General features: G+C 54.9%; 32 protein-coding genes. 4 read left to right on the top strand and 28 right to left on the bottom strand.

The window, feature by feature from the left end:
- Positions 1–15: 15 nt before the first annotated feature.
- The 28 genes from ACLU24_RS10220 to ACLU24_RS10085 form a co-directional block, all read right to left on the bottom strand.
- Complete coding sequence (locus ACLU24_RS10220) at positions 16–222, bottom strand: hypothetical protein (protein ID WP_186488841.1); 207 nt, start codon at positions 220–222, stop codon at positions 16–18.
- Positions 209–682, bottom strand: coding sequence for a gamma-glutamylcyclotransferase family protein (locus tag ACLU24_RS10215; protein ID WP_412612418.1), 474 nt, complete (start codon positions 680–682; stop codon positions 209–211). Before ACLU24_RS10215 ends, ACLU24_RS10220 begins: the two co-directional genes overlap by 14 nt.
- 81 nt (positions 683–763) lie before the next feature.
- A complete protein-coding gene (locus tag ACLU24_RS10210) occupies positions 764–1714 on the bottom strand; it encodes an amidoligase family protein (RefSeq protein ID WP_303792045.1) in 951 nt (316 codons plus the stop codon).
- A 124-nt stretch (positions 1715–1838) separates the two neighbouring features.
- Entirely contained in the window at positions 1839–2060 is a 222-nt protein-coding gene (locus tag ACLU24_RS10205; protein ID WP_186488835.1) for a DUF4314 domain-containing protein, read from the bottom strand.
- Complete coding sequence (locus tag ACLU24_RS10200) at positions 2044–2721, bottom strand: virulence protein (RefSeq protein WP_303792050.1); 678 nt, start codon at positions 2719–2721, stop codon at positions 2044–2046. Before ACLU24_RS10200 ends, ACLU24_RS10205 begins: the two co-directional genes overlap by 17 nt.
- Before the next feature lie 87 nt (positions 2722–2808).
- A complete protein-coding gene (locus ACLU24_RS10195; RefSeq protein WP_303792051.1) occupies positions 2809–4995 on the bottom strand; it encodes a DNA cytosine methyltransferase in 2187 nt (728 codons plus the stop codon).
- Complete coding sequence (locus ACLU24_RS10190; protein WP_303792053.1) at positions 4992–5813, bottom strand: phosphoadenosine phosphosulfate reductase family protein; 822 nt, start codon at positions 5811–5813, stop codon at positions 4992–4994. Before ACLU24_RS10190 ends, ACLU24_RS10195 begins: the two co-directional genes overlap by 4 nt.
- Positions 5800–7038: a site-specific DNA-methyltransferase gene (locus ACLU24_RS10185; protein WP_303792055.1), complete on the bottom strand. Its 1239-nt coding sequence runs from the start codon at positions 7036–7038 to the stop codon at positions 5800–5802. The genes ACLU24_RS10190 and ACLU24_RS10185 overlap by 14 nt, the downstream gene beginning before the upstream one ends.
- A complete protein-coding gene (locus tag ACLU24_RS10180; RefSeq protein ID WP_303792056.1) occupies positions 7038–7820 on the bottom strand; it encodes an S-adenosylmethionine synthetase N-terminal domain-containing protein in 783 nt (260 codons plus the stop codon). The genes ACLU24_RS10185 and ACLU24_RS10180 overlap by 1 nt, the downstream gene beginning before the upstream one ends.
- 4 nt (positions 7821–7824) lie before the next feature.
- Entirely contained in the window at positions 7825–8373 is a 549-nt protein-coding gene (locus ACLU24_RS10175; RefSeq protein ID WP_303792057.1) for a terminase, read from the bottom strand.
- A 101-nt stretch (positions 8374–8474) separates the two neighbouring features.
- Positions 8475–8822, bottom strand: a complete 348-nt coding sequence (locus tag ACLU24_RS10170; protein ID WP_099322178.1) for an HNH endonuclease — start codon at positions 8820–8822, stop codon at positions 8475–8477.
- Between the two features lie 139 nt (positions 8823–8961).
- Positions 8962–9387, bottom strand: coding sequence for a DUF1492 domain-containing protein (locus ACLU24_RS10165; RefSeq protein ID WP_303792060.1), 426 nt, complete (start codon positions 9385–9387; stop codon positions 8962–8964).
- Complete coding sequence (locus ACLU24_RS10160; RefSeq protein ID WP_022127130.1) at positions 9384–9608, bottom strand: hypothetical protein; 225 nt, start codon at positions 9606–9608, stop codon at positions 9384–9386. Before ACLU24_RS10160 ends, ACLU24_RS10165 begins: the two co-directional genes overlap by 4 nt.
- A 2-nt stretch (positions 9609–9610) precedes the next feature.
- Positions 9611–10975 carry a DEAD/DEAH box helicase gene (locus tag ACLU24_RS10155; protein ID WP_303792064.1) on the bottom strand — a complete coding sequence of 455 codons (1365 nt, stop codon included), beginning with the start codon at positions 10973–10975 and terminating at the stop codon, positions 9611–9613.
- On the bottom strand, positions 10956–11237 hold the full coding sequence (locus ACLU24_RS10150; protein ID WP_303792108.1) for a VRR-NUC domain-containing protein: 282 nt from the start codon (positions 11235–11237) through the stop codon (positions 10956–10958). Before ACLU24_RS10150 ends, ACLU24_RS10155 begins: the two co-directional genes overlap by 20 nt.
- Positions 11230–11487, bottom strand: a complete 258-nt coding sequence (locus ACLU24_RS10145; protein ID WP_303792065.1) for a hypothetical protein — start codon at positions 11485–11487, stop codon at positions 11230–11232. The genes ACLU24_RS10150 and ACLU24_RS10145 overlap by 8 nt, the downstream gene beginning before the upstream one ends.
- Positions 11487–13835, bottom strand: coding sequence for a virulence-associated E family protein (locus tag ACLU24_RS10140; protein WP_303792067.1), 2349 nt, complete (start codon positions 13833–13835; stop codon positions 11487–11489). The genes ACLU24_RS10145 and ACLU24_RS10140 overlap by 1 nt, the downstream gene beginning before the upstream one ends.
- Positions 13832–14257, bottom strand: a complete 426-nt coding sequence (locus ACLU24_RS10135) for a DUF7768 domain-containing protein (protein WP_303792069.1) — start codon at positions 14255–14257, stop codon at positions 13832–13834. The genes ACLU24_RS10140 and ACLU24_RS10135 overlap by 4 nt, the downstream gene beginning before the upstream one ends.
- 10 nt (positions 14258–14267) lie before the next feature.
- Positions 14268–16208: a DNA polymerase gene (locus ACLU24_RS10130; RefSeq protein ID WP_303792070.1), complete on the bottom strand. Its 1941-nt coding sequence runs from the start codon at positions 16206–16208 to the stop codon at positions 14268–14270.
- A 67-nt stretch (positions 16209–16275) separates the two neighbouring features.
- Positions 16276–16458: a hypothetical protein gene (locus tag ACLU24_RS10125; protein WP_303792072.1), complete on the bottom strand. Its 183-nt coding sequence runs from the start codon at positions 16456–16458 to the stop codon at positions 16276–16278.
- Between the two features lie 17 nt (positions 16459–16475).
- Positions 16476–17024 carry a DUF2815 family protein gene (locus ACLU24_RS10120; RefSeq protein ID WP_303792074.1) on the bottom strand — a complete coding sequence of 183 codons (549 nt, stop codon included), beginning with the start codon at positions 17022–17024 and terminating at the stop codon, positions 16476–16478.
- Positions 17025–17026: 2 nt separating this feature from the next.
- Complete coding sequence (locus tag ACLU24_RS10115) at positions 17027–18172, bottom strand: DUF2800 domain-containing protein (protein ID WP_303792076.1); 1146 nt, start codon at positions 18170–18172, stop codon at positions 17027–17029.
- Entirely contained in the window at positions 18162–18479 is a 318-nt protein-coding gene (locus tag ACLU24_RS10110) for an rRNA biogenesis protein rrp5 (RefSeq protein WP_303792078.1), read from the bottom strand. Before ACLU24_RS10110 ends, ACLU24_RS10115 begins: the two co-directional genes overlap by 11 nt.
- Complete coding sequence (locus ACLU24_RS10105; RefSeq protein WP_303792079.1) at positions 18472–18672, bottom strand: hypothetical protein; 201 nt, start codon at positions 18670–18672, stop codon at positions 18472–18474. Before ACLU24_RS10105 ends, ACLU24_RS10110 begins: the two co-directional genes overlap by 8 nt.
- 73 nt (positions 18673–18745) lie before the next feature.
- Positions 18746–19144, bottom strand: a complete 399-nt coding sequence (locus ACLU24_RS10100; RefSeq protein ID WP_303792080.1) for a hypothetical protein — start codon at positions 19142–19144, stop codon at positions 18746–18748.
- A 696-nt stretch (positions 19145–19840) separates the two neighbouring features.
- On the bottom strand, positions 19841–20581 hold the full coding sequence (locus ACLU24_RS10095; RefSeq protein WP_303792083.1) for an ImmA/IrrE family metallo-endopeptidase: 741 nt from the start codon (positions 20579–20581) through the stop codon (positions 19841–19843).
- Positions 20582–20635: 54 nt separating this feature from the next.
- Positions 20636–21010: a helix-turn-helix domain-containing protein gene (locus ACLU24_RS10090; RefSeq protein WP_177472926.1), complete on the bottom strand. Its 375-nt coding sequence runs from the start codon at positions 21008–21010 to the stop codon at positions 20636–20638.
- 217 nt (positions 21011–21227) lie between these two features.
- Positions 21228–22469: a DNA polymerase Y family protein gene (locus tag ACLU24_RS10085; RefSeq protein ID WP_412612412.1), complete on the bottom strand. Its 1242-nt coding sequence runs from the start codon at positions 22467–22469 to the stop codon at positions 21228–21230.
- A 155-nt stretch (positions 22470–22624) separates the two neighbouring features.
- Here ACLU24_RS10085 and ACLU24_RS10080 point away from each other — a divergent pair, with 155 nt between their 5' ends.
- The 4 genes from ACLU24_RS10080 to ACLU24_RS10065 all read left to right on the top strand — a co-directional run bounded on the left by ACLU24_RS10080 (position 22625) and on the right by ACLU24_RS10065 (position 24625).
- Positions 22625–23080, top strand: a complete 456-nt coding sequence (locus ACLU24_RS10080; RefSeq protein ID WP_349135747.1) for a helix-turn-helix transcriptional regulator — start codon at positions 22625–22627, stop codon at positions 23078–23080.
- 83 nt (positions 23081–23163) lie between these two features.
- Positions 23164–23721, top strand: a complete 558-nt coding sequence (locus ACLU24_RS10075; RefSeq protein ID WP_303792087.1) for an ImmA/IrrE family metallo-endopeptidase — start codon at positions 23164–23166, stop codon at positions 23719–23721.
- A complete protein-coding gene (locus ACLU24_RS10070) occupies positions 23699–23986 on the top strand; it encodes a hypothetical protein (RefSeq protein WP_303792089.1) in 288 nt (95 codons plus the stop codon). Before ACLU24_RS10075 ends, ACLU24_RS10070 begins: the two co-directional genes overlap by 23 nt.
- Positions 23987–23989: 3 nt before the next feature.
- Positions 23990–24625, top strand: a complete 636-nt coding sequence (locus ACLU24_RS10065) for a hypothetical protein (protein ID WP_303792091.1) — start codon at positions 23990–23992, stop codon at positions 24623–24625.
- The last annotated feature ends 28 nt before the right edge of the window (positions 24626–24653 follow it).

The following is a 24653-nucleotide window of genomic DNA, read 5'->3' as shown; positions in this document are numbered from 1 at the left end:
GTGTATTTTACAGCGTTATTCCGGCTGGCGGCAGCGGTGAATGGAGGCGATGATCTGCTCCTGCTCATCCGGTTTTACGCCGATGGAATCGAGCGCCTCCCGTGTGCCACAATCCGGGCAGATGAGTGTTTCGTTGTCGAGCCTTGAAAGAGCCGGATGCTCCCGGTAAGCTTGCCCGCACCTGGGACAGACCGATATTCGGATGATTTTATTTTCCCTCATGATGTTCCTCCCCACATTTGAGATAAGCGTCTATCAGCACAAGCCGGTCAAAGCCAAAATCGTCGTAGCCCTGGATGCAGGTCTGCATATAAGGAATGGACGGAATGCCGATGGGCCTGTCCTCATGCATGATGTACACGAATACCCGGCGCTTACGGATTTTGCCCGTGCGGATACCCTTGATTGGTAGGGTCAACTCCTTCTTGTAATAGAAGTTCGGGAAGCCCTCGTAATGGTCCAGGGCTTTTTCATCCTCTGCGGTGACTTCCCATACAGCAACAGGAACTGAGACGCCGGACTTCTTTTCCACCGTAAGGTAAGAGCCTGTTTTGCTGCCCTTGAAAAGCAGTTCGTAATCCTTGAGAACCGATGTGCCGATGATCCGTGCCGACGGGCAGCGCATCCGCATCTGACGGACATTGAGGTTGCTGCCGTAAGCGATGTAATAGCGTTTTTCCATAAAAAATACTCCTTTCCGAAGTTGCCTTCTACCACCGAAAGCCCGCCATCAGCGGGTTCGGGGGCCGCTGGGCTGCGTCCTTCAAGCGGCTGCTCTGCCGCTGCGGAAAGCTGCATCCCCATCCAGGCGCTTCGTGAGGAGCTCTCTTGCGGTCTTGAACTCGTCGCCAATAAAGCCGAGGCGAAGGAGCCAAGTGCGCATTGCGTATTTGGGGTTCTCGTTCTGCTGGGGCTTGGGGCTTGCGGTTCTGACTGTCTTTGCCATCTGGCTCAGGGCGAGGCAGAGCTGAATGTAACTCTTGAGCTGGCCAGCGTGGAGTCCGTTCTGCTTGCCGTCTGCCGGAGCATCGAACTGGAAGAGCCGGAACTCGACCGTTCCCTTGGTGAAGGTGGCGTGGAGGTTCAGCATATGGTAGCGGCTGTCGTTGTAGTGCTGGCTTCTGCCGTAGTCGGCGTTCTGGCTGCCGTACCAAATATCAGCCAAGGCTGCCATGGTGGTGGGTTTTCTGTTGTTCAGCCGTTCCAGGAATCTGGGGTCAACCGTGCGGCAGTAGCGGCTGATGCGGCCTCTGTCGAGGTTCAGTGCGATTGCCAGGAGGTCTTCGTGGCTTGCCATGATGTTTGCGAGGTTTCGGAGCGTTTGGGGCGTGTGTCCCTTGGCACCGATGTGGATGTGAACACCGCAGCCTCTGGTGGCATCGCTTTTTGCTCCGGCTTTGCGGAGGCGGCGAACCAGCTCCTGCAAGGTCTCCATGTCAGCGTAGGTGAGGATCGGCGTGACCATCTCGCATTTCTCGCTGTCCAGGCCCGCGATGCTGACGTCCTTCTGGAATTTCCACTCGCGTCCGCTCTCATCCCAAGCCGACCAAGTGCAGTAGCCGTTGCGGCAAGCGGTGTTCTCGTACCGCCCGGTACCAAAGAAGGTGGCTGCCAGCCTTGCGGCCTTCTCTCTGGTGATGCTGTTCATTTCGACCTCGACCCCGATGGTCTGCTTCTTCATTTCGGCTACCTGGTTTTCTGTTCTCTGGCTCATGTTTGTGACCTCCGTTTTGGTTTGTTTCCCTTTCGGTAGTCACATATTACCTCTGAAAGCACACTATATCCAGTTATATCTGAGCTATAAACTACACGATCTTGTGGTTCGGAAACTGTGTATATTACAGCAGTTTACGGCAAATATCCTCCCCGTAAGCCACGCTCAGACCGCAGCCGTTATCCCAGGCAACCATGATGCTGCCGATGTCATCCACACCTCGCACGGTGCCTTTCGTGCCGACAGGCGGTGCCTGTGGGTCATCCATCTGAACAAGCTCCACACGGGTGCCGACCGGGTATTCCTTACGGATACGCTCGACCGTCTCTTTACTCGGAAATCTCATGCTGCGCACCTCCGTTCCTGAATGCCGAGGAGCCGGACAGGTTCTTCAGCAGTATTTTCCGCGCGGTTTTGTATTCCGCGCCGATAAAACCCAGCCGCAGGAGAAAGCAGCGGAATGCATATTTCTCATTGTCGGTCGGCTTTTCCGTTGCGTTGATCCGTTTCTGATTCCGTGCCATCTCGCACAGCTTGCAGATGAAGGTGTCGTAGGCGTTCATCTCGTCCGGGGTGGGAGTCGCCGGGAACCAAGGGAAGGATACCTTCGTGTCCGTGATTTCCAGTGGCAGGTCAGCGACTCCGAGGGCTTTCTTGATAAGACTTCCCTTGGCTGTGATGAGTGCCTTGAGGTTTTCCAGGTTGCTGTCGATGAACAGGCTCCTCGGCATGGAAACGCAGACGGCGCAAGGCTCGTCCTCATCCTCGGTGTGGCTCTGGTCGATATCAAAGCCTTCATCGTAGATGTGCTGAAGCAGCCGCTCGATGACCTCGCTGTCGACACGGTCGTCAAAGGAAAGGCTGCCGTTTCGGTCAATGGTGAAGTAATCCACCTCATAGTTGAATGTGGGTGCGCCACAGTACTTTGCGGGAACGCCGAGCCAGTCGGAGATGGTCTGCACCAGCCGCTTGCGCTCTGCGCCCTGTGCATGGATTGTAATCGTCATTTTCGTGACCTCCTTGATTTTTGGTAGTCACATATTACCGTCATGCTCGGCATATATCCAGTTATATCTTCACATTTCCGGTGTAGATTATATCGGCGCATTATCGCCGCCGGACTGTGCATACCACACGATCCCGCAGAGCACGAACCATACGCACGGGAGTGCCACGCCGTTGCCCCACATCTTATATCCCGCACTGTCGGAATACGGATCTTTCAGCCACTTGGCGACCTGCTTGTCGGATTTCATTTTGCAGCCGGTCACTTCGGAATAGGTCTTGAACACCTTGTGCCAGAAGTACATCTCTTCATCGGACGGTTTTTCCGTGCCGAGGTCAGCGCACCAGTTGTCCGGGAAGCCTTGGAGTCTGGCGCACTCGGTGGGCGTCAAACGGCGGACGGTGTATCCGCTTTGGATAGCGCCCGGCCCTTTTGCCACCAGTGTCGGCTGAAGCTCCTTTTCAAAGGTCGGAGCGAACTTGGCGTTCTGCCCCTGGTTGAAGGTGTCTCTGCCGATGCCGTAGCAAACGGCGGTGGGGTCTTTGTAGTCACGGGCAAGGACGGTAGGAGCCTTATCTTCGGAAACCTGGGCAAAGCTGCCGGTTGTCATGCTGTACACGGCGTGGCGGTCAACGGTGTTAAGCGTAAAGCTGACATCCTCGTTGATGCCGTCGCCCTGGGGACCGTTTTTGTCCTCACGGCCGATCATGGAGCCTTGCAGTACAAAGGTCTGCTGCTTTGTTCCGGCATTGGCGCACACCACAGCGGAGCGGTCACCGAGGTCACGAACTTCATCACGCTGATTTTGCGTGAAAGCAACAACGGCAATGCCGCCCTGATTGCAGGAGGGGTTGCCGCCGTTGCCGTCAAGCGTCCGTGCGGTTTCCGCTTCGTAGATCCCGCTGTGGGGATTATCCGACTTCATGGCATTGGAATCCTTGGAGCAGATGCCGAAGGACTGAAGGACGCAGGTGAAGTTGTCCTTGTCCGGCATCCGCTGGTTTCCACCTGCGTTCTGTTTGGTGAGCGTCGGAGAAATCTGCCCGCCGTCCCAGCCGCAAGGCTCGAACAGCGTCTGGTCATTGTTGCAGGACAGAGTCGCGGATTTGTTCTCCTGAATGAGCGCGCCCTTGCCACCGCCTTCGCAGCCGGAGCGGATCTTCATCACAAGCGGCACATTGTTGCCGCCCGTCCCCATGCGGGAGGTCAGCGTCTGCACATTGCCGTCCTCGGATAGCTTGACCCGGCTGTCGGTCGGATGGTTTTCCAGTGCCACCGCCGCAGGAACAACACCTGCACGGAGCGTGGGAGAACACTCTTCCTCATAGCCGATGGTGCGGCTCTTTGCGGAATGCTCGGTACAGAAGCCTGCCGATTCCATTACGCAGGGCGGATGATGCGCTTCTGCTCGGAGCGTGGAGGTGACTTCCTCTGTGATGTCCATGCGGTTGCCGCCCTGGTCGTTCAGCACGATGCCGTTACGACCGGTACTCATTCCGCAGTTCACGCCGAGGGTGGCGGAAGTGTCATCCGTCAGACTGCCGTTGTATCCATCGAAGCCTGTCGCTCCAACGCAAGGCGTAAAACTTCCGGCAGCTCTTTGCCACGAGCGGAAGCCCTCCGCAGAATACCCAGACAAGCCTTCTGACTCAAATAGTATTTTTCCGGCACTTCCGCCTGCAAGATCTGCGACAAGGTAGATGCGGCGTCTTCGCTGGGGAACTCCCCAGTATTGTGCGTCAAGAGATCGGTACGCAACGCTCCATCCGTCTCCCAGATAAAGGTCGGCGTAGGGCCATCGTGCTTTTTCAGGCATAGGCACCTGGGCGTTCGGCTCTGCGATGCCGATGACCGCTTCGAGGACGGCTTTGAAGTCCTCACCCTTGTTCGAGGAGAAGGCGCCGGGAACATTCTCCCAACAGATCCATCTTGGATATTTGCCATCTGTGGCACACCTCATTTCTTTGATGATTCGGACGGCTTCATAGAAAAGGCTGGAACGCGCTCCGTCCAAGCCATCTCTTCGGCCTGCCACGCTCATGTCCTGGCACGGTGAGCCGAAGGTGATAATGTCCACGGGTTCGATTCTGCCACCGTCCATAGCGGAAATGTTCCCGTAATGCTTCATAAAAGGCAGACGCTTGGTGGTCACCCGAATGGGAAATGGCTCGATTTCCGAAGCCCACACGGGAGTGATACCGGCAAGCAGTCCGCCCAACGGAAAACCCCCGGAACCGTCAAACAGGCTTCCGAGGGTCAAAGTCTTATTCTTCATGTGTTTTCACCTCGCAATCGGTCTTTAAGGGCAGAATAAAACGCTTTGCTTTTCAGAGGCTTTCCGGCGTTCTGCCATTCCTCTTCAAAGTCAAAGCGTTTCTCCAGTTCTTCCACCGAGTAGTCTGCGCGGAACTTTCGCCATGTCATACCGTCCCATGTTTTCAGCTGTTCCCACAGTTCAGGAAAGTGCCGGTACAGCTTTCGCAGCTCCGAAAGCGACTGCAATGGGCAGCACCAGCAGGACACCCTGCGGAATATTTCATACAGCCCATCCCAATCAAAGCCGTGGTCATAACAATACCGAAGGCATTCCGCTTCGGTGATGTTCCAGTCCACAAGCGGATGCCGGTGGTTTGGATTTTGATTATTCTTCCGTTCCAGGCGGTATCCCTCATCTGCGGCAAGCCCCACATACTCGATTACGGTGTAGGTCTCCCTCAGCTTTCGCAGATACCGTTCCCTCGGCTCGTTTTTCAGCCGTTCCGTACACCAGCGCATTTTTGGTCCCGCCCAGCCGTAGCCGAGGTGGTCTGCACCGTACTTTTCAGCGAAAGTGGTGCTGCGCTTGCGGCGAATGGGATGCTGACAGAAATAATATTCAAAGGAGTGCGGCGCTTGGATGCGTGTAATGGGTCTTCCGATATACTGCTCGACTTTATCCAGATGCGCATACAGTCCCGGAAATTCCAAGCCGGTATCGCAGAAGAGAATATCATCGACCGGCATTCCTTTTTCCAGCATCATAAGCAGCATGGCGGTGGAGTCCTTGCCGCCTGAAAGAGAAACAACATGGTATTCCGGCTTATTCTGCTCCATCACACACCTCGTTGAACTTGTATTCTTTCCCATCCCGCAGAACGCTGACCTTCTCATCCGTACCGACCTGCTCGATGTATCTGCGGACAATGACATCGCAGAATTTCTCGTCCAGTTCGATGGTATAGCAGATGCGGTCGGTCTGCTCACAGGCAATGAGCGTAGAACCGGAGCCGCCGAAGGGGTCGAGCACCACGGAGTTTGCCATAGAGCTGTTCTGAATGGGATAGGCAAGCAGCGGAATCGGCTTCATGGTAGGATGGTCGCCGTTTTTCTTGGGCTTGTCGAACTCCCAGATGGTGGACTCTTTTCGCCCGGTGTACCACTGGTGCTTGCCTTTCTTCTTCCAGCCGTAAAGGCACGGCTCGTGCTGCCACTGGTACGGGGAGCGTCCCAGCACCAGGGACTGCTTCTTCCAGATACAGCATCCGGAGAGATAGAACCCAGCAGCGTCAAAAGCCTTTCGGAAGTTCAGCCCCTCAGTGTCGGCGTGGAACACATAGATGGAGGCATCGTCCGCCATGACCTTCTCCATATTGGAAAAGGCATCGAAGAGGAAGTCGAAAAACTTCTCCGATGCCATGTTGTCGTTCTTGATTTTCCCGGCGCTGCCCTCGTAGTTCACATTGTAGGGCGGGTCGGTAATAACGAGGTTCGCCTTGCGGCCGTCCATGAGAGCGGTGTAGGTTTCCCCCTTGGTACTGTCGCCGCAGATGAGCCGGTGCCGTCCCAGTGTCCAGATATCGCCGAATTTCGTGAAGGTCGGTTTTTGCAGCTCGGCATCCACATCGAAATCATCCTCTTCAGCATCAATGCCATCGTCAAACAGCTTCGACAATTCCTTTTCGTCAAAGCCGGTGAGGAGCGGGTCAAAGTCCGCCGCCTGCAGAGACTCGATCTCCACACGCAGAAGCTCTTCGTCCCAGCCTGCGTCCATCGCCATGCGGTTGTCGGCAATGATGTAGGCCTTCTTCTGGGCTTCGGTGAGGTGGTCGGCAAAGACGCACGGCACCTCAGAGATGCCTTCCTCCTTGGCAGCAAGAATACGACCGTGACCGGCAATAACGCCATAGTCACGGTCGATGATGACGGGATTGATAAAGCCGAACTCTCTAAGCGAGGAGCGGAGCTTATTGATCTGCTCCGGGCTGTGTGTCCGGGCGTTATTAACATAGGGAACCAGCTTCGTGATGGGGACGAGCTGCATTTCGGTCGTTGTTTTCATCAGACCAGCCCCCATTCCGCAAACTTCTCAAAGCCGCCGACCGAGCGGATGTAGCGCTGGGCGATCTCTACGATTTCAGCGTAGGGTCTGCCATCCACGGTATCATCCCCAATGGCGCAGCAGAGCGTCACGGCCTTGCCGGTTTCCTGTGCTTTGAGGAAAGCGTAGATATTCACGGACACATCCGCCTTGGACAGATCCTTGCCGTGCAGACCGCCGCCTGTCACCGAGTCGGCCATATCCGAACCGAGCTTGCGGTTAGTTGCGCCGGTGTCCACATCTGTTCCGCCTGTCCAGTCACCGAGCGGATTGATCTCAGCATCGGGATACAGCTTTCGGAGTGCATCCGAAGGCGCATTGCTCTGGCAGAGGATGAGCCGGTCGCTGTCCAGAATGTACTTCCCGTCATAGGGACACACAGAGAAAATGTCCCGTGCGATCTGCGACAGCTCTTTCTGCTCCTCGGTCACGGGCATTCCTTTGAAGATGCCGTTATCGCCGCAGCGGACGCCGTCTGCCTGGTTGTCGGCGAGGTGACCGTCCTGCGGCACTTCTACATAGTCCACGGCGAGATTTCCGGCAATGCGGTGGACGGCGGCGGTGACATCTGCCTTGTCCAGAATGACGGAGGTTTCCACTATGATGTGGCACACGCCGTGGCCGATGAGGACTTCAATAGCGATGCGGGGATTTTCTGCTTTCTTGTATGCCAGGTCAACGAGCGCACCGGCAATTCTGTCCGCCACCTTGTCCGGGTGGCACGGATTTACTTTTTCAAACATGGTGTTACCCCTTTCTCGCACGGAGCAGGCGTTCCATCAGGTCATCCTGCGGCGTAGACTCGCCGTATTCCGTGCTGCAGTTTTCTTTCACGATCTGGAAGATCTCATTCCAGAGCCGAACCGCCTGGTTCATGTAGTTGATGCCGATGTTGATAAACGGAGACGGGATCGGCTTTCCCGTGGTGGGGTGCTTGGAGAGGAAACCCATGCGGTTGGTCATTTCCTCGCACTGCACCCAACGAGCGGAACACATGGCGTAGCGCTCCAAAAGCTGCGGCGACACCTTTGCGGCGCAACCGATGCCTTTGAGCCACCGCCAGGTTTCCGTGTAAATTTCCTGTGCCTGCAGGACGCTGCCGTCCCGCTGCTCGGCGGAGAGAAAATCATGGGGCTTTGGCATTTCAACACCCTCGACTTCGGGAATGTCCAGCACTTCAAGTTTTCTGCCGCCGGGATTTCCGTTTACGGCTTTGTCCTTGACTGCGGATTTCTTCCTTCCCGCACCGGGTCTTGCGCCGCCGCGTCCGCCTGTGTTATTCGATTTTGTGGGCATCCGAGTTCACCTCCCTTAATTACCCTTTTGATTTCGCCTTTTTCGCACACGTGACCCCGGGCCGTTGCCCGACCGAAAAGGTCCCGAAGATTTTCATCCCCCTACCGGTCGCCGAGGTCGTGGTGGATCTTGGTGTGGCAGGACTGGCAAAGGCTCATCAGATTGTCCCTTGCGTGAGTACCGCCTTTGGAAACGGGCAGGATGTGGTGAACCTCCTGTACCGGAGTTAACCGACCTTCCTTGAGGCACATCTCACAGAGTGGATGCTCTGCCGCATAGCGGTCACGAATGCGTTTCCACGCTCTGCCGTACTTGCGGTTGACATCGGAGCTGCGCTCGTATTTGTCGTACCTGCGGCGTTCCTCCACACGGTGCTGTTCACAAAACTGTCCTTCACAGAGGTTGGGGCAGCCGGGATGAGAGCAGGGTCGCAACGGTTTCTTCGGCATCGTTTCACCTCCTTGGGCATAAGAAAAGCCCCACGGGATTGCTCCCATGAGGCTGTCCTCGATTCTTTTTCGCTGATTATATCATATCATAATGTCGAGGTGGGCATCTACCGACAAAGGCGGGTATTTCCGGCATCTTTCAGATCCGAATCGGGTCGGTGGGTAAAACCACTGCCGAAAGAGCTGCCTTATGCCATCTGCGAATGGTACTTTCGTCTGCGTTCAACTCTCCGCCGATCTGCTCCCAGGTCATGTTGTGGATGTAGCGGTAGCGGAGGACCATTCGCTCATTGACATTGATGACGGTGTCAACAGTCGTGCGGATCTGCCGCTTCAAGTCAACGAGGGTGTCGATCTCATTGTTGACCACTTTTTCAAGGTCCATGATCTTTTCCAGGCACCGCACGAAGGGCGCATCCGTGTTGCGAGAGGTCTGCACTTTTTCCTCCCAGGACGGCGAGGAGATACCGCAGGCCATTTCCCGCAGGCGGGTGATTTCCGCAATGTTGGAATCGATACGCTGGTCGAGGCGGTATGCCTGACTGAGATATTCCTTTGCCGTCATACGCCGTACACCTCCCGGTGGAGTTTTTCGATCAGCACCTCACCGTCCAGAGAAGTTAGCGTCTGAAACCAGCCGGAGCGGAAGAACCGCTCACAATCCTTCCTGACGGATTCGGCATCCTTGTCCCAGGGGTATTTCTTCAAACGGCGCAGCGCACGGCGATGGTCTTTCGCTGCCGCCAGAATAATAGCGTTTGCGAGGTTTGTATAACAGGTTTCCATTCTCATCCCTCCAAGTTGACCTTGACCGCATCAATGAGTGCAGTCTGGGTCTTTTCTTTTTTTCGGAGCGCAGTCATGATGCGCTCGTCGATGGTGTCTTTTGCAATGATGTGATGAATGACCACGGTATCGGCGGTCTGTCCCTGTCGCCACAGTCGGGCGTTGGTCTGCTGGTAAAGCTCCAGCGACCAGGTCAGCCCAAACCAGATGAGGGTCGAGCCGCCTGCCTGCAGGTTCAGCCCATGACCGGCAGAAGCCGGGTGGATGAGTGCCACGGGCAGCTCACCGCTGTTCCATCTGCGGATGCTGTCGGAATCGTCAAGCAGACTGAACGGGATGTGTCGTTTGTGGAGCCGCTCGGAGATGCGCTCCAGGTCGTGCTTGAACCAGTACGCCACAAGGACGGGTTTCCCGTTTGCGGCTTCGATGAGATCCTCCAGCATATCCAGCTTGCGGTCGTGTATCTGAAACACACGCTTGTCCTCTCCGTAGACTGCTCCGTTTGCCATCTGGGAGAGCTTATTCGCAAGCGCTGCGGCGTTCCCGGCATCGATTTCTTCGCCTTTCAGCGAGATAACCAGGTCTTGTTTCATGGCATCGTAGGCTTTGCGCTCTGTTTCGGATAGCGTCACAATGGCGTCATTATGAACGCACTCCGGCATATCCAAATGGTCGACGGCTTTCATGGAGATGGTGATGTCGGAGATGGCATCGTAGATCTGTTCCTCCGCACCGGGCAGCGGCTTGTAGCTGAACACCACCTGTCCGTTGCGCTTGTCCGGACGGAAGAAGGTGTTGCGGTAATGGGTGATGAACCGACCGAGCCGCTTGCCCATATCGAGGATACGAAACTCCGCCCACAGATCCATAAGACCGTTGCTGCTTGGCGTGCCGGTCAGGCCCACGATGCGCTTGATGCCGGGACGGACTTTCAGAAGAGTTCTGAACCGCTTTGCCTGATAGCTCTTGAAGGAGGACAGCTCATCGATGACCACCATGTCGTAGTCGAAAGGGATGCCGCTCTCCTCAATGAGCCACTGGACATTCTCCCGGTTGATGATGTACACGCTGACCCGCTGACGGAGTGCCGCCTTGCGCTCTGCTTCTGTACCGACAGCCACCGAGTAGGTCAGCCCATGCAGATGATCCCACTTGTGGATCTCCGCAGGCCATGTATCTCTGGCGACACGCAACGGAGCGATGACCAGCACCTTGCGAACCAGAAAACTGTCGAGGCAAAGGTCGAAGATGGCGGAAAGCGTGATGATGCTCTTACCAAGACCCATGTCGAGGAATACAGCGGAGATTGGATGCTCCAGGATGAAGTTCGTGGCATACGCCTGGTAGTCATGAGGACTGTATTTCACTGAGTATCCCTCCAATCTGTTCTACTCCGTCAATGCAGTACACCGAAAAGCCGAGTGCTTCTAACTGCCTTTTTCGCCTTACTTGCAGAGGGCGGAGTGTTTTGCCCGGTGCTTTCAACTCAATGAAGGCGATTCTGCCGCCGGGCAGGAGCACCAGACGGTCAGGCACTCCATCGAAACCTGGACTTGTAAATTTCAGTGCAAGACCGCCCATTGAACGAACGGTCTGCACCAGCTTTGCTTCTATCGTTTTCTCACGCATACTGACCTCCTGTGTTCTCAAAACCCGAAAAGTCTTTTACGTGCGCAAATGCGGGTATTGCGTGCTTGTTGCTCTTTATTTCTTCTTTCGATATATAAGAAAGGTTAGGAACACAGGAACAAGACCGCCTGTTTTCTTTGGTACTTATGGGGCTGCCGCCGTTCCCATGAGGTGTTCCCATAAATGTGCCGAGCGGGTATGCTTCTCCCCGGAACCTGTTCCGAAGAATGTCGGGTACAGTCATTTTCATTAGGAACACTCCTTGGGAACAAAGACGTACTGCGGACCGTAGAGCGGGATACGCACCTTGCTGTCCAGCCGCTTCCAGCCAAGACGGGCAAGGATGGCGGTCAGCTCGTTGCTGTCCGTTCTGCGGATATTGGCACGTTCCTTGCCGAAGCACTCGCACCAAATCTCCATGTTGGACACCTGGGTGCGCTTGACCGTACCATGCTTTTGGGTGTCGCCGAAGTCGCTGCCGGTGAGGAAATTGCGGCGCTCGAAGATGTCCATGCCGTCCCAATCCTCCGGGAGCAGCGTGTCGAGATACAGACGGACAAGCCCTTCACGCTCATCGGACTCCATTGCCTCCCGCTGTTCTGCCTTCGACAGAGCTTCCAATTCGGCGCTCAGATAGAGCTTCTCGCCCTGTTTCACATACACCAGCGTTTCCGCCCAGATCTGGCAGATCAGCTCCGGGGTCAGATCCCAGGAGTGCTTGATGCCAGTACCCGGCGTCTTGACCGGCCAGAAGCGGCGGTTTCCGGTAGTGTCCCGGAGATAGCCGGACTCGGCATTGGTGGTGCCGAAGAACACGCACTGGCGCAGATGCGGCGTCGCCCGTTTGCCGAATGCCGCACGGTAAATGTCGTTCTGACGGGAGAGGAAGGAACGCAGCGTTTCCACCTCGGCCTTCTTCAGACCTGCCAGTTCGCCGATCTCCAAGATCCAGTACCCCTGCAATTTCTCTGCAGCGGTCTTATCCTTGGTGTCGCCCAGGTTCAGACTGTCCGAAAACCACTCTCCGGCCAGCTTGGCGATAAGGGTGCTTTTACCGACACCCTGGGGACCGTTCAGCACCAGCATGGAGTCAAATTTACAGCCGGGATACAGCACACGCTTGATGGCGGCGCAGAGCGTTTTCCGGGTGACGGCACGGACATATTCGTTATCGTCCGCACCGAGGTAGTCGATGAGCAGCGTATCCACACGGGGAACCTTGTCCCACTCCGGCAGATTTTCAATGAACTCCCGAATGGGATGGTAGGAGCGGTCGTCCGTGACCTTCGCCACGGCGATGTCATAGTTTCTTGCAGAAAAGGTGCCGTAGTGGGAATCCACATAGCTGATAAGCTGGGCATCATCCGCATCCCGCCAGAATTTCGAGGGGTGCCGCCAAGGCACATCGCCCTTGATCTCCATGCCGTCCAGAAGCTGATTGAACACCAGCGGTTTCAGAAGCGGGTCGTTCATGAGGATCACGGTGAGGTTCTGCAGCGTGTTTTTCACCTTGCCGGCCTTGTCCAGCTCCAAGGCTTTCTGCCAGTCCTCGTCGGAGAACTCCTCGTTTGCCTGGGCTTTGCGTTCCTCGGCAAAGACCGCTTTGACTTTCTCGTCCTTGAGGGCAAAATCCGACATTGCTTGGAAGGACGGCAGTTTGCCGGGTGCGGTATCCGGGGCGCACTTATCGTCCAGGTCACGGAAGCGGTGCAGTCGCACCAGGTCAAAAGCATTCAGCAGCCGACCGCAGACCGGGTCGGTGGCATGGTGGCTGTATGCGAACTTGCCATCGTAGACGATGACACCGGCAGACGAATCGGCGGGGATATAGTCGTAACGGCCGTTCATCGCAGACGGCGCATACACTTCCGAGAGAAAGGCATCGATGGCTTCCTCCACGGTATAGGCTCGGCAGAAAGCGCCCACCACACCCGGCTTTGTCAGCGGGTCGGCCTGCTGGGCGATACTGTGCTGCATCACCTCGGACTGGCGGCTGGAAACCGGCCAGGTGGAGGCGTCGTGCCAATCATCGTAGTGGGAAAGGTACTCATCCGGGTCAAGCTCTGCACCGTCCTGCACCTTGTAGAAAAACTCGCCGTTAGAGGAGGTGGAAGGCCAGTACATGAGCCGGGATGCCTCGTAAGTGGTATCGTCAAATAGGTCGATACCGATCTCCTTTGCCACCATGCGGGCGACTGCCGGATATTCCTCCTCACTGATTTCCCGCTTCAGCGGAATGAGCAAACGAAGGCGGGGATGCTCCGGCGTGTGTTTATGGGTGGAATAGACGCAGCACTTGAAATCGTGGAACAGCGTAATTTCATCCCAGATATCCGGGGTGCCGTAGTCCATATCCAGCGTGAGCAGAGAGCGGCACAGCACCATGCCGTTTTTGCGGCGACCTTCCCGGAGATGCCCTCCGACAAAACCGCCCACATCCTTGATGCCGTCCTGCTGACCCTTTTTCAGCTTGCGGTATTCTTCGACCGTTTCGGTGGTGCGGATGGTGCTGCCGCAGCGGGCGCAGAGATCCGCCCAGGAGATGTCCTGATTCTTCCACTTTTTATCCATGCGGCTATTGCCGACTGCGATCTTCATCTGTGTACCTCCTCACAGTTTTCGGTAAAGTAACGGATAAGCTGACCTTTTCGTTTTGCTTTCTCGATCTCGATGCTCATGCCGCTGGTGATTTTTTCTCCAAACACCCACAGCTCGGCGCATTTGGAGAGTAGGACGATGTCCATGAACAGTGCCAAGTCACGCTCCCTGCGGTCATTGTCATTCATGAATTGGGTGAAATAGATGTGCGGTGCGATGGGTACGCACCCGGCTTCCACGGCGAAGCGGCAGTAAGTACGGGCGTTCTCCTGGTTCTTCAACATATCCCCGGCCAGCGGAGAGCAGATATACACCACAGGACGGAAGGCTCGAAGTGCCTTTGCTTCTTTCTCAATTTTCGTCAGTGCCTCGTAGGCAGTGGGATCGTAATACCCCTCGCAATTAAATTTATTGACTCCCATTTGGGTCACCTCAGTCTTTCTTATAAAAATCGCAGACATAGCCGTCTGCCCGGAGCAGAAGCCCCGATGCCCAAGTGGGCGTTTGCCCCATGACGGAGCAGATATTCTCCAAAGAAGTATCCGGCGGCGCTTCGATGACCGCTTCATCGTGGACGTGCATGACGATGCGGTACCCGGCAGCATTCAGCCGGAGCATAGCTTCCGCAAGGATGTCCCTCGCCGTCGCCTGGACGATGTTCTCCACGAACTTGGGGCCGTAGCTTTCCAGGCGCAGCCACTTTTTCTGTTCGCCGATGCCTTCGTAGGTCACAGACTCATTGCCGAAGCGGTTCAGACCCATTTTCGGCTTCACATACACGAGCCGTCTGCCGGAAGGCAGCACCACGAACATCATGCCGCTCTGATAATAGAAGCGAATGCCGTGTGTTTCTGTGGCAGTTCGCTCTCGGACGCAGGTGGAAGCTGCTTTGTCCACATCCCACCAGAACTTTGTGATGTGAGGATTGGACAGACGCCACGCATCCACCAGCGGTTTCAGCTCTTCTTCCTGCAAGCCGTAGTTCAGTGCGCCCATTGCTTTCAGCGCACCCACAGAGCCGCCGTAGCCCAGAGCCAGCTCGGCAATTTTGCCTTTCTGTCGCAGATGCCCGTTCACGCCGTGCTTTTCTACGGGGACATGGAACATCTGCGAAGCGGAAGCGCAGTAAATGTCGCCACCCTTTGCAAAAACCTCCTGCCGCCAATGCTCTCCGGCGATCCATGCGATGACTCTCGCCTCGATGGCGGAGAAGTCGGCCACATAAAAGCGGCAGCCGGGTCTCGGCACAAAAGCGGTGCGGATAAGCTCGGACAGTACCAGCGGCACGGAGGCATAGAGCATTTCCACGGCATCCGTATTGCCGCTGCGGACCAGTGCCCGTGCAGTATCCAGATCCGGAAGATGGTTCTGCGGCAGGTTCTGCACCTGGATGAGCCGACCGGCATAGCGGCCGGTGCGGTTGGCACCATAAAACTGAATCAATCCTCTGGCACGGTCATCCGAACCGACCACCGTCTGCATGGCGGTGTATTTCTTGACGCTGCTCTTGGCAAGCTCCTGCCGCAGGGAGAGCGCCAGCTCCACTTCACCGTCCGCCTTTTCGAGCATATCCGCCACGGCGGCTTTGGAGAGCGAATCAACCTCCATACCTTTTTCGGTGAGCCACGCCTTGAGTTGCACCGGACTGTTCGGATTATCCAAGCCGGTGACGGAGCGGGCCTGCTCCATGTGCGTCCGCTTGAAGCGTTCATCACAGCGAATCGCCTGGGTGACGAGGGTACGGTCGAGCATGATGCCCCGGTCATTGATCTGCTGGTCGAGGGTGTAGTTACGCCACTCGGATTCCGTGACCGGGAACTTGGAGAGCTTCTGCTGAATGGACATTTCCGTTTCCACATCCCGAAGGTTGTAGGCTTTGAAAAGTGACCATTTCTCCGGTGCATCTGTCGGATAATGTCGAATGGGCGAACCGTCTCTTGCTTTTGCCGGGGTGCAGAAATACCGAATGAGGTCTTTGCCTTCTTTGAGTTTCTGCTTTTCGAGGCCCAGCACAGCGCCGACACCTTCCAAGGAAAGCGGCAGACCCAGTGTTGCCGCCCAGACCATCGTGCAGTGCCAGGAGGACGGGTCGAGATATTGTCCGGTTGGGTATCCAAGATAGCGGGACAGACACACACGCTCGAATTGTGCGTTGAACGCCCATTTGGTCACGGCAGGGTCGGTCAGCGCAGAGCGGACATCGGCAGGAATCGTTTCTCCGGCAGTCAGATCCACGACCTTCACCGGAGCACCGTCTGCTGAGTAGCCGAAAAGCAGTACCTCGAAATCTGGGGCTTCGGCATAGTGGTACACGCCGCATTTGGTGAGGTTCTCAGAGGAGAAGGTCTCAATATCGATGCTAAGTGTTTTCATACGCATTCCTTCCTACGGAATATGGGTGGCAGAGGTCAATTTCTGCCACCCACAGAGCCGTCTGGGGTTACTTCAATTCCTTCATGCGCTTCTCGTGGTATTCCAGGTCACGGGAAGCCTGTTCCTTCTCACGCTTTTCACGCTTGTGGTCATTGCTGATGCCCTGCATCAACCAAACGAAGAAGCCGATGCTGAGGCAGGCCCAGATGCCAAGGAGGGCGGTTACCAGGATGTTCTGAATCAGTTCCATTGTGTTGCACTCCTTTCTCAGGACAGGAAGTCGTCGTCCAGGTCGGTGGCGAAATCGTCAGCCGCAGAGGACTTACCGCCGAGAGGCTCACCGTCACGAACCTTCTGGATGTTGCCGAGGCCACAGGCGATGCCGCGGTTGCCATTGGAATTGAAGGCGTAGAAGTTTACGGACACTCTGGCGTAGCAGCCGGAATACACCTCGGAGCGGTCGAGGATCGGCTGGACGCTGCGGTCCACGATCTGGGGCGCGGTGGTGCTGTTGGCGTTTACGAAGAAGCTGTTCTTGTAGGCTTCATCGTCACGCTCGGTATCGCCGTCACGGAGCGGGAGCTTCAGAGCCGCCTTGTTGGGGATCTTCCCACCAAACTTGGCGGCGCCCTCCTTGATGGCAGCGTCCACGGCGGCGTTGATGGCGTCGAGGGTCTGCTTATCGGATTTCGGAATAATGAGGGACACGGAATACTTGGGGTTGCTGCCGTTAATAGAGGCAGGCTCCCACACGTTTGCGTAGGACAGGCGGACAACGCCGGTCACAACTTTGGTCGAATTCATCTTGTTAGCCATAATTACAGTTCTCCTTTATAGTCGGTAAAGTCTTGTTTTGCACCCGTGGTCGTAATAGCCGGACGCCGGTCGGATGCGGGAACGAGCGTCGGCTTTCCTTTGGGCTTGACGACCAGACTGCCGAGCACCTCGGCAAAGGTCTTTTTGCCCATGAGCTTCTCCATCTCGGTGATGGGAATGAGGGACTTCTTGAAGATGTCGGTATACCCGGCCGCACGGGCAGCAGCGACAACGGCATCCTCGTCGGTGTACTTGCGATTGGTGCGGCTCTCCACCAGCTTGTAGCCGGGCCACTGTTTTCCGTGGTTGACCGCTGCGTCCTGGGCGTAGGCCATGAGCTCATTCGCCCATTTGGTGAGATCATCCAGCTTGCCGAGAATGTCGCCGATCTCCGCATCGGAAAGCAGAGGCGGCTGGGCAAACTCGTATTTGGCAAGTTGGAGCTTGGCATCGGCTCTGGCACGGCACTTGACCGCCGCCTTGCAGAATTGGCACCACGTACCGGGGCAATAGTCGCCTTCGCCCTTGAAGGCAAGCTCTGCCTTGGGTTTCAGCGTCTTTTCCGCCCATTCCCGAAGGTCGGTGACTGAAATGACCCAGGTGCTGACATTCTCCCGGCGGGGCTGGTAGATGGTCATGGAAACCGTCTCAATGTCGTAAAGGCAATCGAAGATGCGGAGTGCGCCGAGGGCATACAGCATCATCTGTGGATTTTCTTCGGCATTTACCAGCACACCTTGACCGTATTTGAGGTCAATAATGTGGAGGAGCTTGTCCGCCACGATGAGGCAGTCGCCGGTCCCGAAACCGTCCGGCACATAGCAGGAGAAGTCCAGCCGCTGCTCAATGAGCACCTTTGGGTCCGGGCAATCCTGCCGGGCCTCCTCGAAGGCTTCCAGAACGAATTCCACATAACCGTCCGTGTACAGTTCCATTTCGTCGGAGTCGTACTTGCTGACCGGGCGGGTGGAGCGCATCTTCAGAGCTTTGCGGAGCTTGTGTTCCGCCAGCGCATGAGCGGCGGTGCCTTCGGCTGCGGCTTCCGTTTCTCTGTCCTCAAACTCTAATTCCAATCGAGCGGAGGGATTGCAGTGAAGCCAGCGGTGAGAGGAAGATGCCGAGAGGACTGCGTGACGATTAGGTGGCATCCTTCAGCACCTCCACATCTTTGAGCAGCGCCTCATAGTGCTTGGGGTCGATGCCGGAGAGCTTCGGAGCGCCGTACTTTTTGAGGAGCGCCTGGATCTCGGCCGTGAATCCGGCTCGGCTCTTTTCACCGAGAACTGCTCGGACTTCTTCCAGCGTCAGTTCCTTTTGGGGAGCAGGTGCGGGTGCCTTCGGCTCTGCATCGACAGTCGGTTCGTTCTGCAGCATGGCATCTGCCACAGCCTGAACGCTGTCCGCCAGGGAGCGAAGATCCTCGACCACATCGAGCAGGAGCTTGACCTTACTCATGTGTGCCACCTCCCATCGGAACTTCGGTGATGGCAATGGACTCGACCGTGTTGCCGGGAACCACGACCATGACCTTCTGCTTGGGACCCAGGAGCAGGGTGAAGAGCTTTTCACGGATGCTGACCGTTCTGCAAGCAACTACACCACCGTTTTTGGGCTTGTCTGAAACACGGATATTCAAGTTGTGTCTCATACGGGGTTACCGTCCTTTCCGGAGGGCTTGTATTTTGTTGCCTTCCGGTGTACCCAGAAAAATCGGGGATTTGTCAGGGTGTCTGGCAGAAAATTTTCAAAAACTTTTTTCTGCCTGCCTCGATGGACTCGGAAACAGACTGAAAGCTGGCCTCTTCGATGGCAGCGATTTCCCGCAGGGTCTTACCGTTTGCGTACAGCCGAAGCCGGCGCTGCTGGGTGGCGGTCAAATGCGAGAAGGCTTCTCGGATACGAGCGGTCTGTTCTGCCGAATCATCCTCTATGGCGTATTCGTCGCGAGCACCGTACTCCTCGCCCTCGTAGTCGATGGCGTCGTAGGAGTAGCAATGGTAGCGATGACGCTCGTCCTGCGCGTGCTCCGCCTTACGGCTGTCGATGATGACGGCACCGATTTCGTCAGAAACCTCGACCTCCGTCACTGTTCCGTCCAAGAATGCGTATTTGATTTTCATAATGTGTCCTTTCCGCTTGAGGCGGCACCGAGCGGCCGGGACACAAAAAGAGCCGGTGGTCACGACGGACTCACCGGCAGACAACACCTACAAGAAGGCATGGCAAAGCACGGTGGGTACATCGAGTTCAAAAAATCCCTGTGGGGTTTTCGGTTCTCTATGTATCCCGCCGCCTCTAATGCGCATCTCAAGGCTTTGAGATTAAATTTGGTAGGGCTACTTGCCCCAAGGGTATATAAGGTTTTTCAGACCTTCGAGAAAAACAAAAGACGGCCGGGACATAGCGCACCCCACGAAGGGGAGGCTAAATCCTGGCCGTCTTGCAGCTCTGCGGATGATCTTTACTTTGTGTGCATTACGCTGCACGAGCGTGGCTTTCCACTTGGAAAGCCCTGGTGCTGATTCGCGTCATAACCGTTTCGGTATCTCGCAGTGTCACTGTGAAGCTGTCGCCCACAGGCACGGTCATTCTTACCGCACGGTCTTTGTGCTGGATCTCAACGATCCCTGTCTGGGCATCCGCCATGCAGACGAGATGTCCCTTACAATCTCGGTACGCTACCATCGGGGTCCTCCTTTCTTGCTGTAGTCATAGGCACCACCTCCTTAGTGTTATCTTGTTAGCAAACTTGCTAACGCTTGCTGTAAAAAAACACAGCGGGCGGTAAAACCCGCTGTAGTTTTCGATATGGACGCTCAAGAACCGACCACGCCTGCAAAATCCATGATGGCAGAAGCGTAGGAATAATCGGTCGTATCGTTGGTTTTGATGTAACCGAGGTCTTTGAGCCTGTTTGTCGCCGCCTGGATGGAAACATCGAAGCAGTCAGACATTTTAGCGATCAGTATCGCACGGGATGTAGGGGTTTTGAGCTTGTCCTTGCAGGATCGTGCCAGCAGATCCACCGAACACTTCGGCATCAAAACGGCAGCGGACAGATGGTTGGCCTGCCATTCCATCCAGTCATGGTCGTCCCATTTGCGAGTGTCCGATTTATTTGTCATGCCATTGTCGACCCGGCACTGTATCATGGGGGCGATGAGCTCATCGTCAAAAATGGATACCTGGTCGGGGTTATACGAGAAATAGCCGGAATGGAAGATGTCATGCCCACCCTCATGTCCGAGCGTAAAGCGGTAACGATGCCGTTGGCTCTCATCCAGAAGGCGGTTGTCGATGATGACGGTACGGGCCTTGGCACTGATGTACTCCGCCCGATTTGTGGCAGGGTCAAAAACCGGCACCTTATTGGTGTCGTTAAATACAGTCATCCCAAGGTACACGCCATTGTGGGACAAATATTGATAATCCGGCGTCATTCCGAGATAGAATTCAATAAACCCTTCGATGTCCACGGGAGAGGGGTTCGTGAGGACTTCCGGCTGAAAATCCTGTACGAAACGCTCTCCGATGGCATCGATCTCGGCTTTGCTCAAAATCGGTACGCCGTTGTTCTTCACTCGAAGAGAGGGAGTGTACATCTTTATAAATTACCCCTTTCGCTGCCGGAGCTCCTCGACGAACTTCAACCAGTCAGCCTCGCTTGCATCAAGGTCACGTGCCGTGCGAAGCGCAGCGGACACATAGTCGTGTTCCATGATATAGTCAGGCAGGTCTGGGGCAACAGAGTTTCTCTTCTTGCCGGCCAGATCATACATCGTAGTTTTATCCTCGTCGTTCAGCATGAGAATTTGGGAAATCAGCTCCAGCTTCTCCATTTCGGGAGGATTGCGGCGGTCCTTCTCAATGTCGGTCAGATAGGGCGCAGTGATCCCTATCATTTCCGCCATTTTGCGGAGCGTGATTTGTTTCTCTGTGCGTTTCCTTTGAAGGAACTCTCCAAAATTCTGGTACTGTGTGTTCATGTCGTTCACCTTTTCTACTTTACATTATAAGCCCTATCTTGATTCATTCAGCCTATTTGTGGCACTATTATCATACTTGCGGGCAACTTCTCATCACAACGGTGAATCGAATTAGCACGGATGCTTGTACGCTTGTTAGCAACCCTGCTAACACTATTATACGCACGGCACACGGACTTGTCAAGAGGTAAAGCAGAAAATATTTGAAAAACATCGTTTATTGATACATCAGCCCCGGCATTTTGACTTTATCTCTTCCGTCTGTGGGCATTTTTAAATCGCCCATGAGGCAGGCGTAAGAGATGGCACTTTTGCCAAAGCGACCACGAATCTCCTCCACAGCATCCTGTATTTTCTCCATTGCCATGCGGTGCTGGACATTATCAAACAGCGTGAGCTGCTCGGCACTGTCTTTGGGCGAGAGTTCAATGGCACGGACGGTGACCGTTCTGACCTTCGTGTTCCAAGAATACCGCTCTTTAAAACTCCGAAATGCGGCAGCGGCGATCTCCGAGGGAAGCTGTGTCTTGAGCGGCAGCTTGCATTGATACTGTGAGCCGAACAGATCATTGCCTCGGACATGGACTTGGACGGTACGGGTGGCGAGGTTATGCAGCCGGAGGCGGTGACCGATATCCTGCGAAAGAGCGAAAATGACCTTCCACACCTCTTCTTCGTTTTCCAGGTCGGAGACACAAGTGATGCCGTGGCCGACCGATTTGACCGGGGAAACGAAATCCTTATGCATCACCCTGGAATGATCTCTGCCATTGGCGTAGGTCCAGAGCGCAAGACCGTTCACCCCCAGAAGCCCTTTCAGAAACAGCGGGTCACACACGGCAACATCTCCGATCGTATGGATGCCGTACTGCGCCAACTTCTTGGTGGTGGCGGGACCGCAATAGATCATATCACTGCATGGGAGCGGCCAGACCTTCTCTTTGTATGACTCCGGTGAGATCTCTGTGATGGCATCCGGCTTTTTTAGATCGGACCCCAATTTGGCGAACACCTTATTAAAGGATACGCCGATGCTGACGGTCAGACCGAGCTCCTCCTTTACAGAGCGGCGGATATTTTCAGCAATCATCCGGGCATCCCCGCAGACATACCGGCTGCCGGTCACATCGAGCCAGCATTCATCCATGCCGAAAGGTTCCACCATATCCGTGTATCTCTGGTAGATAGCTTGGGTGAGCTTCGAGTATTTGAGATATTGGTCGTATTGCGGTGGTATGATAATAAGGTCACGACAGCACTGCTTCGCCTCCCAGTTGACCATCCCAGTTTTTACACCGGCTTTCTTCGCCAGTTCAGACTTGGCAAGCACAATGCCGTGTCTGTCCTCCGTGCAGCCGCAGACTGCCACCGCCTTTCCTCTAAGACTTGGGTCGAGCATTGTCTCAACGGAAGCGTAAAAGCAATTCAGATCACTGTGGAGAATGGCATGATTCTGCATAATTCCATCTCCTTCAACAAAACTTCATCAAAACCTATTGACAAGGTGAAGAAAGTGAAGTATATTATATTCGTAACTTCATCAAACTTCACCTACATAATAGCCTGTCGATGAAGTTTTGTCAATAGCTCAGATGAAGTTGATGAAGTTACGAGATGAAATTTATCGAAAGAAGGTATCCTATGACTTTCTCGGACAAGATCAAGGTGGCCAGAGAGCAAGCGGGTCTGACCCAACAGCAACTTGCTGATAGCACTGGCGTTTCCAAGCGGACAATTGCTTCCTATGAGTCCGGTGGCGCAATTGCCAGGGCTTCCACGATGTTGAAGCTCGCAAAAGCGCTGAATATATCCTCAAAGTATCTTTCCGACGATTCCTGCCTCGACCCAATGGCCGACATTGAGAAAGACGGCTATCTTGAAGAGGCCCGTGAACGGTACGGATCTTCCGGAGCCCGTGATGTTGACCAGCTCCTCCGAGACAATGCTGCGTTGTTCGCAGGTGGTGAACTGTCCCAGGAACAGAAAGACCAGTTCTTTGAGGCGGTCATGCGGGCGTATGTCGCCTGCAAGGATGAAGCAAAGGTGAAATTTGGTCGCAAGAACAAGTAATGTCCGTTTTATGGGACAGTTACCGTTGTATAATTACAGCATGGGGTCAGTATACCCATTTTACATAAGGAGGAGGTGAGCCTGTGTCATACGCAGAAGTGTGCGGCGCAGTTGAAGCCCTACAAAAGAAATACCACGAAAGCGATCCGTTCCGGCTTTGCGAGGACATGAACATCCTTCTGCTCAGTCAGACCCTCGGAAACGCCCCGGATGCCATAAAAGGGTTTTACTTAGAGAGCAAGCGGATACGAACGATCACGGTAAACTGTGACCTGCCGGAAGCAGTTCAGCGAATCATTGTCGCCCATGAGCTGGGTCATGCAGTGTTGCACCGTCATTCGGGCATTCACGCATTTCACGATATTGGCCTATTCGATGAGAGCTCGCTGTTGGAGAAGGACGCCAATCTGTTTGCTGCCGAGTATTTACTCAGAGACCAGGATGTCCTTGAAACACTCAACCGTGACACCACTTTTTTCTCTGCCGCCGCAATGCTCCGCGTCCCAGCGGAACTGCTTGATTTTAAATTCCGTGTGCTGAAGTGGAAGGGCTATAAGCTGATAGAGCCGCCGATCTCGGCGCGGAGTAATTTCCTTGCCAATATGGAGGTGCCGGACGATGCAGACTGCTACGGTGAATAAGCCGCTGAAAGTATATGTAGCCGTCAAAGCAGATTTTGCTGCTGACGGCACGATGTTCCCCAGGATCATCACTTGGGAGGACGGCGAGAAATATGAGATAGACCGTGTGTCCGATATCCGTCAAGCTCCTGCGCTGAAAGCCGGAGGCCAGGGCGACCGCTATACGATATGGATCGGCGGTCACCAGAGCTATCTGTTTTTCGAGCGCAGCGCAGACCTTACAGGAAACAACATCGGACGATGGTTTGTAGAGCGGAGGCAGTAGGCGATGATACTGCGAATCATAGATGAGATAGAAAAAGCGCTGAACCACGACCTCTATTTTGCAGCGCTGAACCTGGCGCTCACACTGCCGGACATCTGCGGAAAGGCGGAATATCCATCTTTGCGTAGTACCAGAGAGCGCTATATACAGTGGTACGATAAAATTGTGGGGGTGACGGAGAAACCTCCAAAGTGTACTGAGGACGAACCGGAAATGCCGTACTTAAGCGGTGAGGTGGTATATAGCCTCCGCTGCTCATTGCTCCATGAAGGAAATCCGAACCTGCAAAAGAACGGGAAGCATCCCATCCCAATCGACCGCTTTTCGTTGGTAATTCAGTCAGAGCAACCGTTTCGCATTTACGGCGGAGAAGGAAGCAGTGTAATGACAAGCTCTGACGGCACGGAAGTCCGCAGTTACCGAGTAAATGTGCGGAGGCTGTGCATGGTGCTGTGTTTGTGCGCCAAGGGGTACTATAAAGAAAATAAGGAAAAATTCGATTTTTACAACTATGAGCTTATCGATTGGGATGAGGTCACAGCCTCTTTACATCCCATCAACATGGAAGAAATGTTTCGGAAACTCGCAGACCCAAGCCTCTCCGAAAACGAGCATAGCGGCGAAAGTGCGGATGAATAAGCAAAAACGATGCCGGACTGACACCAAA

The sequence above is a fragment of the Pseudoruminococcus sp. genome, from assembly GCF_047012705.1.
Classification (GTDB): Bacteria; Bacillota; Clostridia; order Oscillospirales; family Acutalibacteraceae; genus Pseudoruminococcus.
The sequence above is the reverse complement of the archived record's forward strand: the minus strand, read 5'-3'. Positions and strand labels throughout refer to the sequence as shown.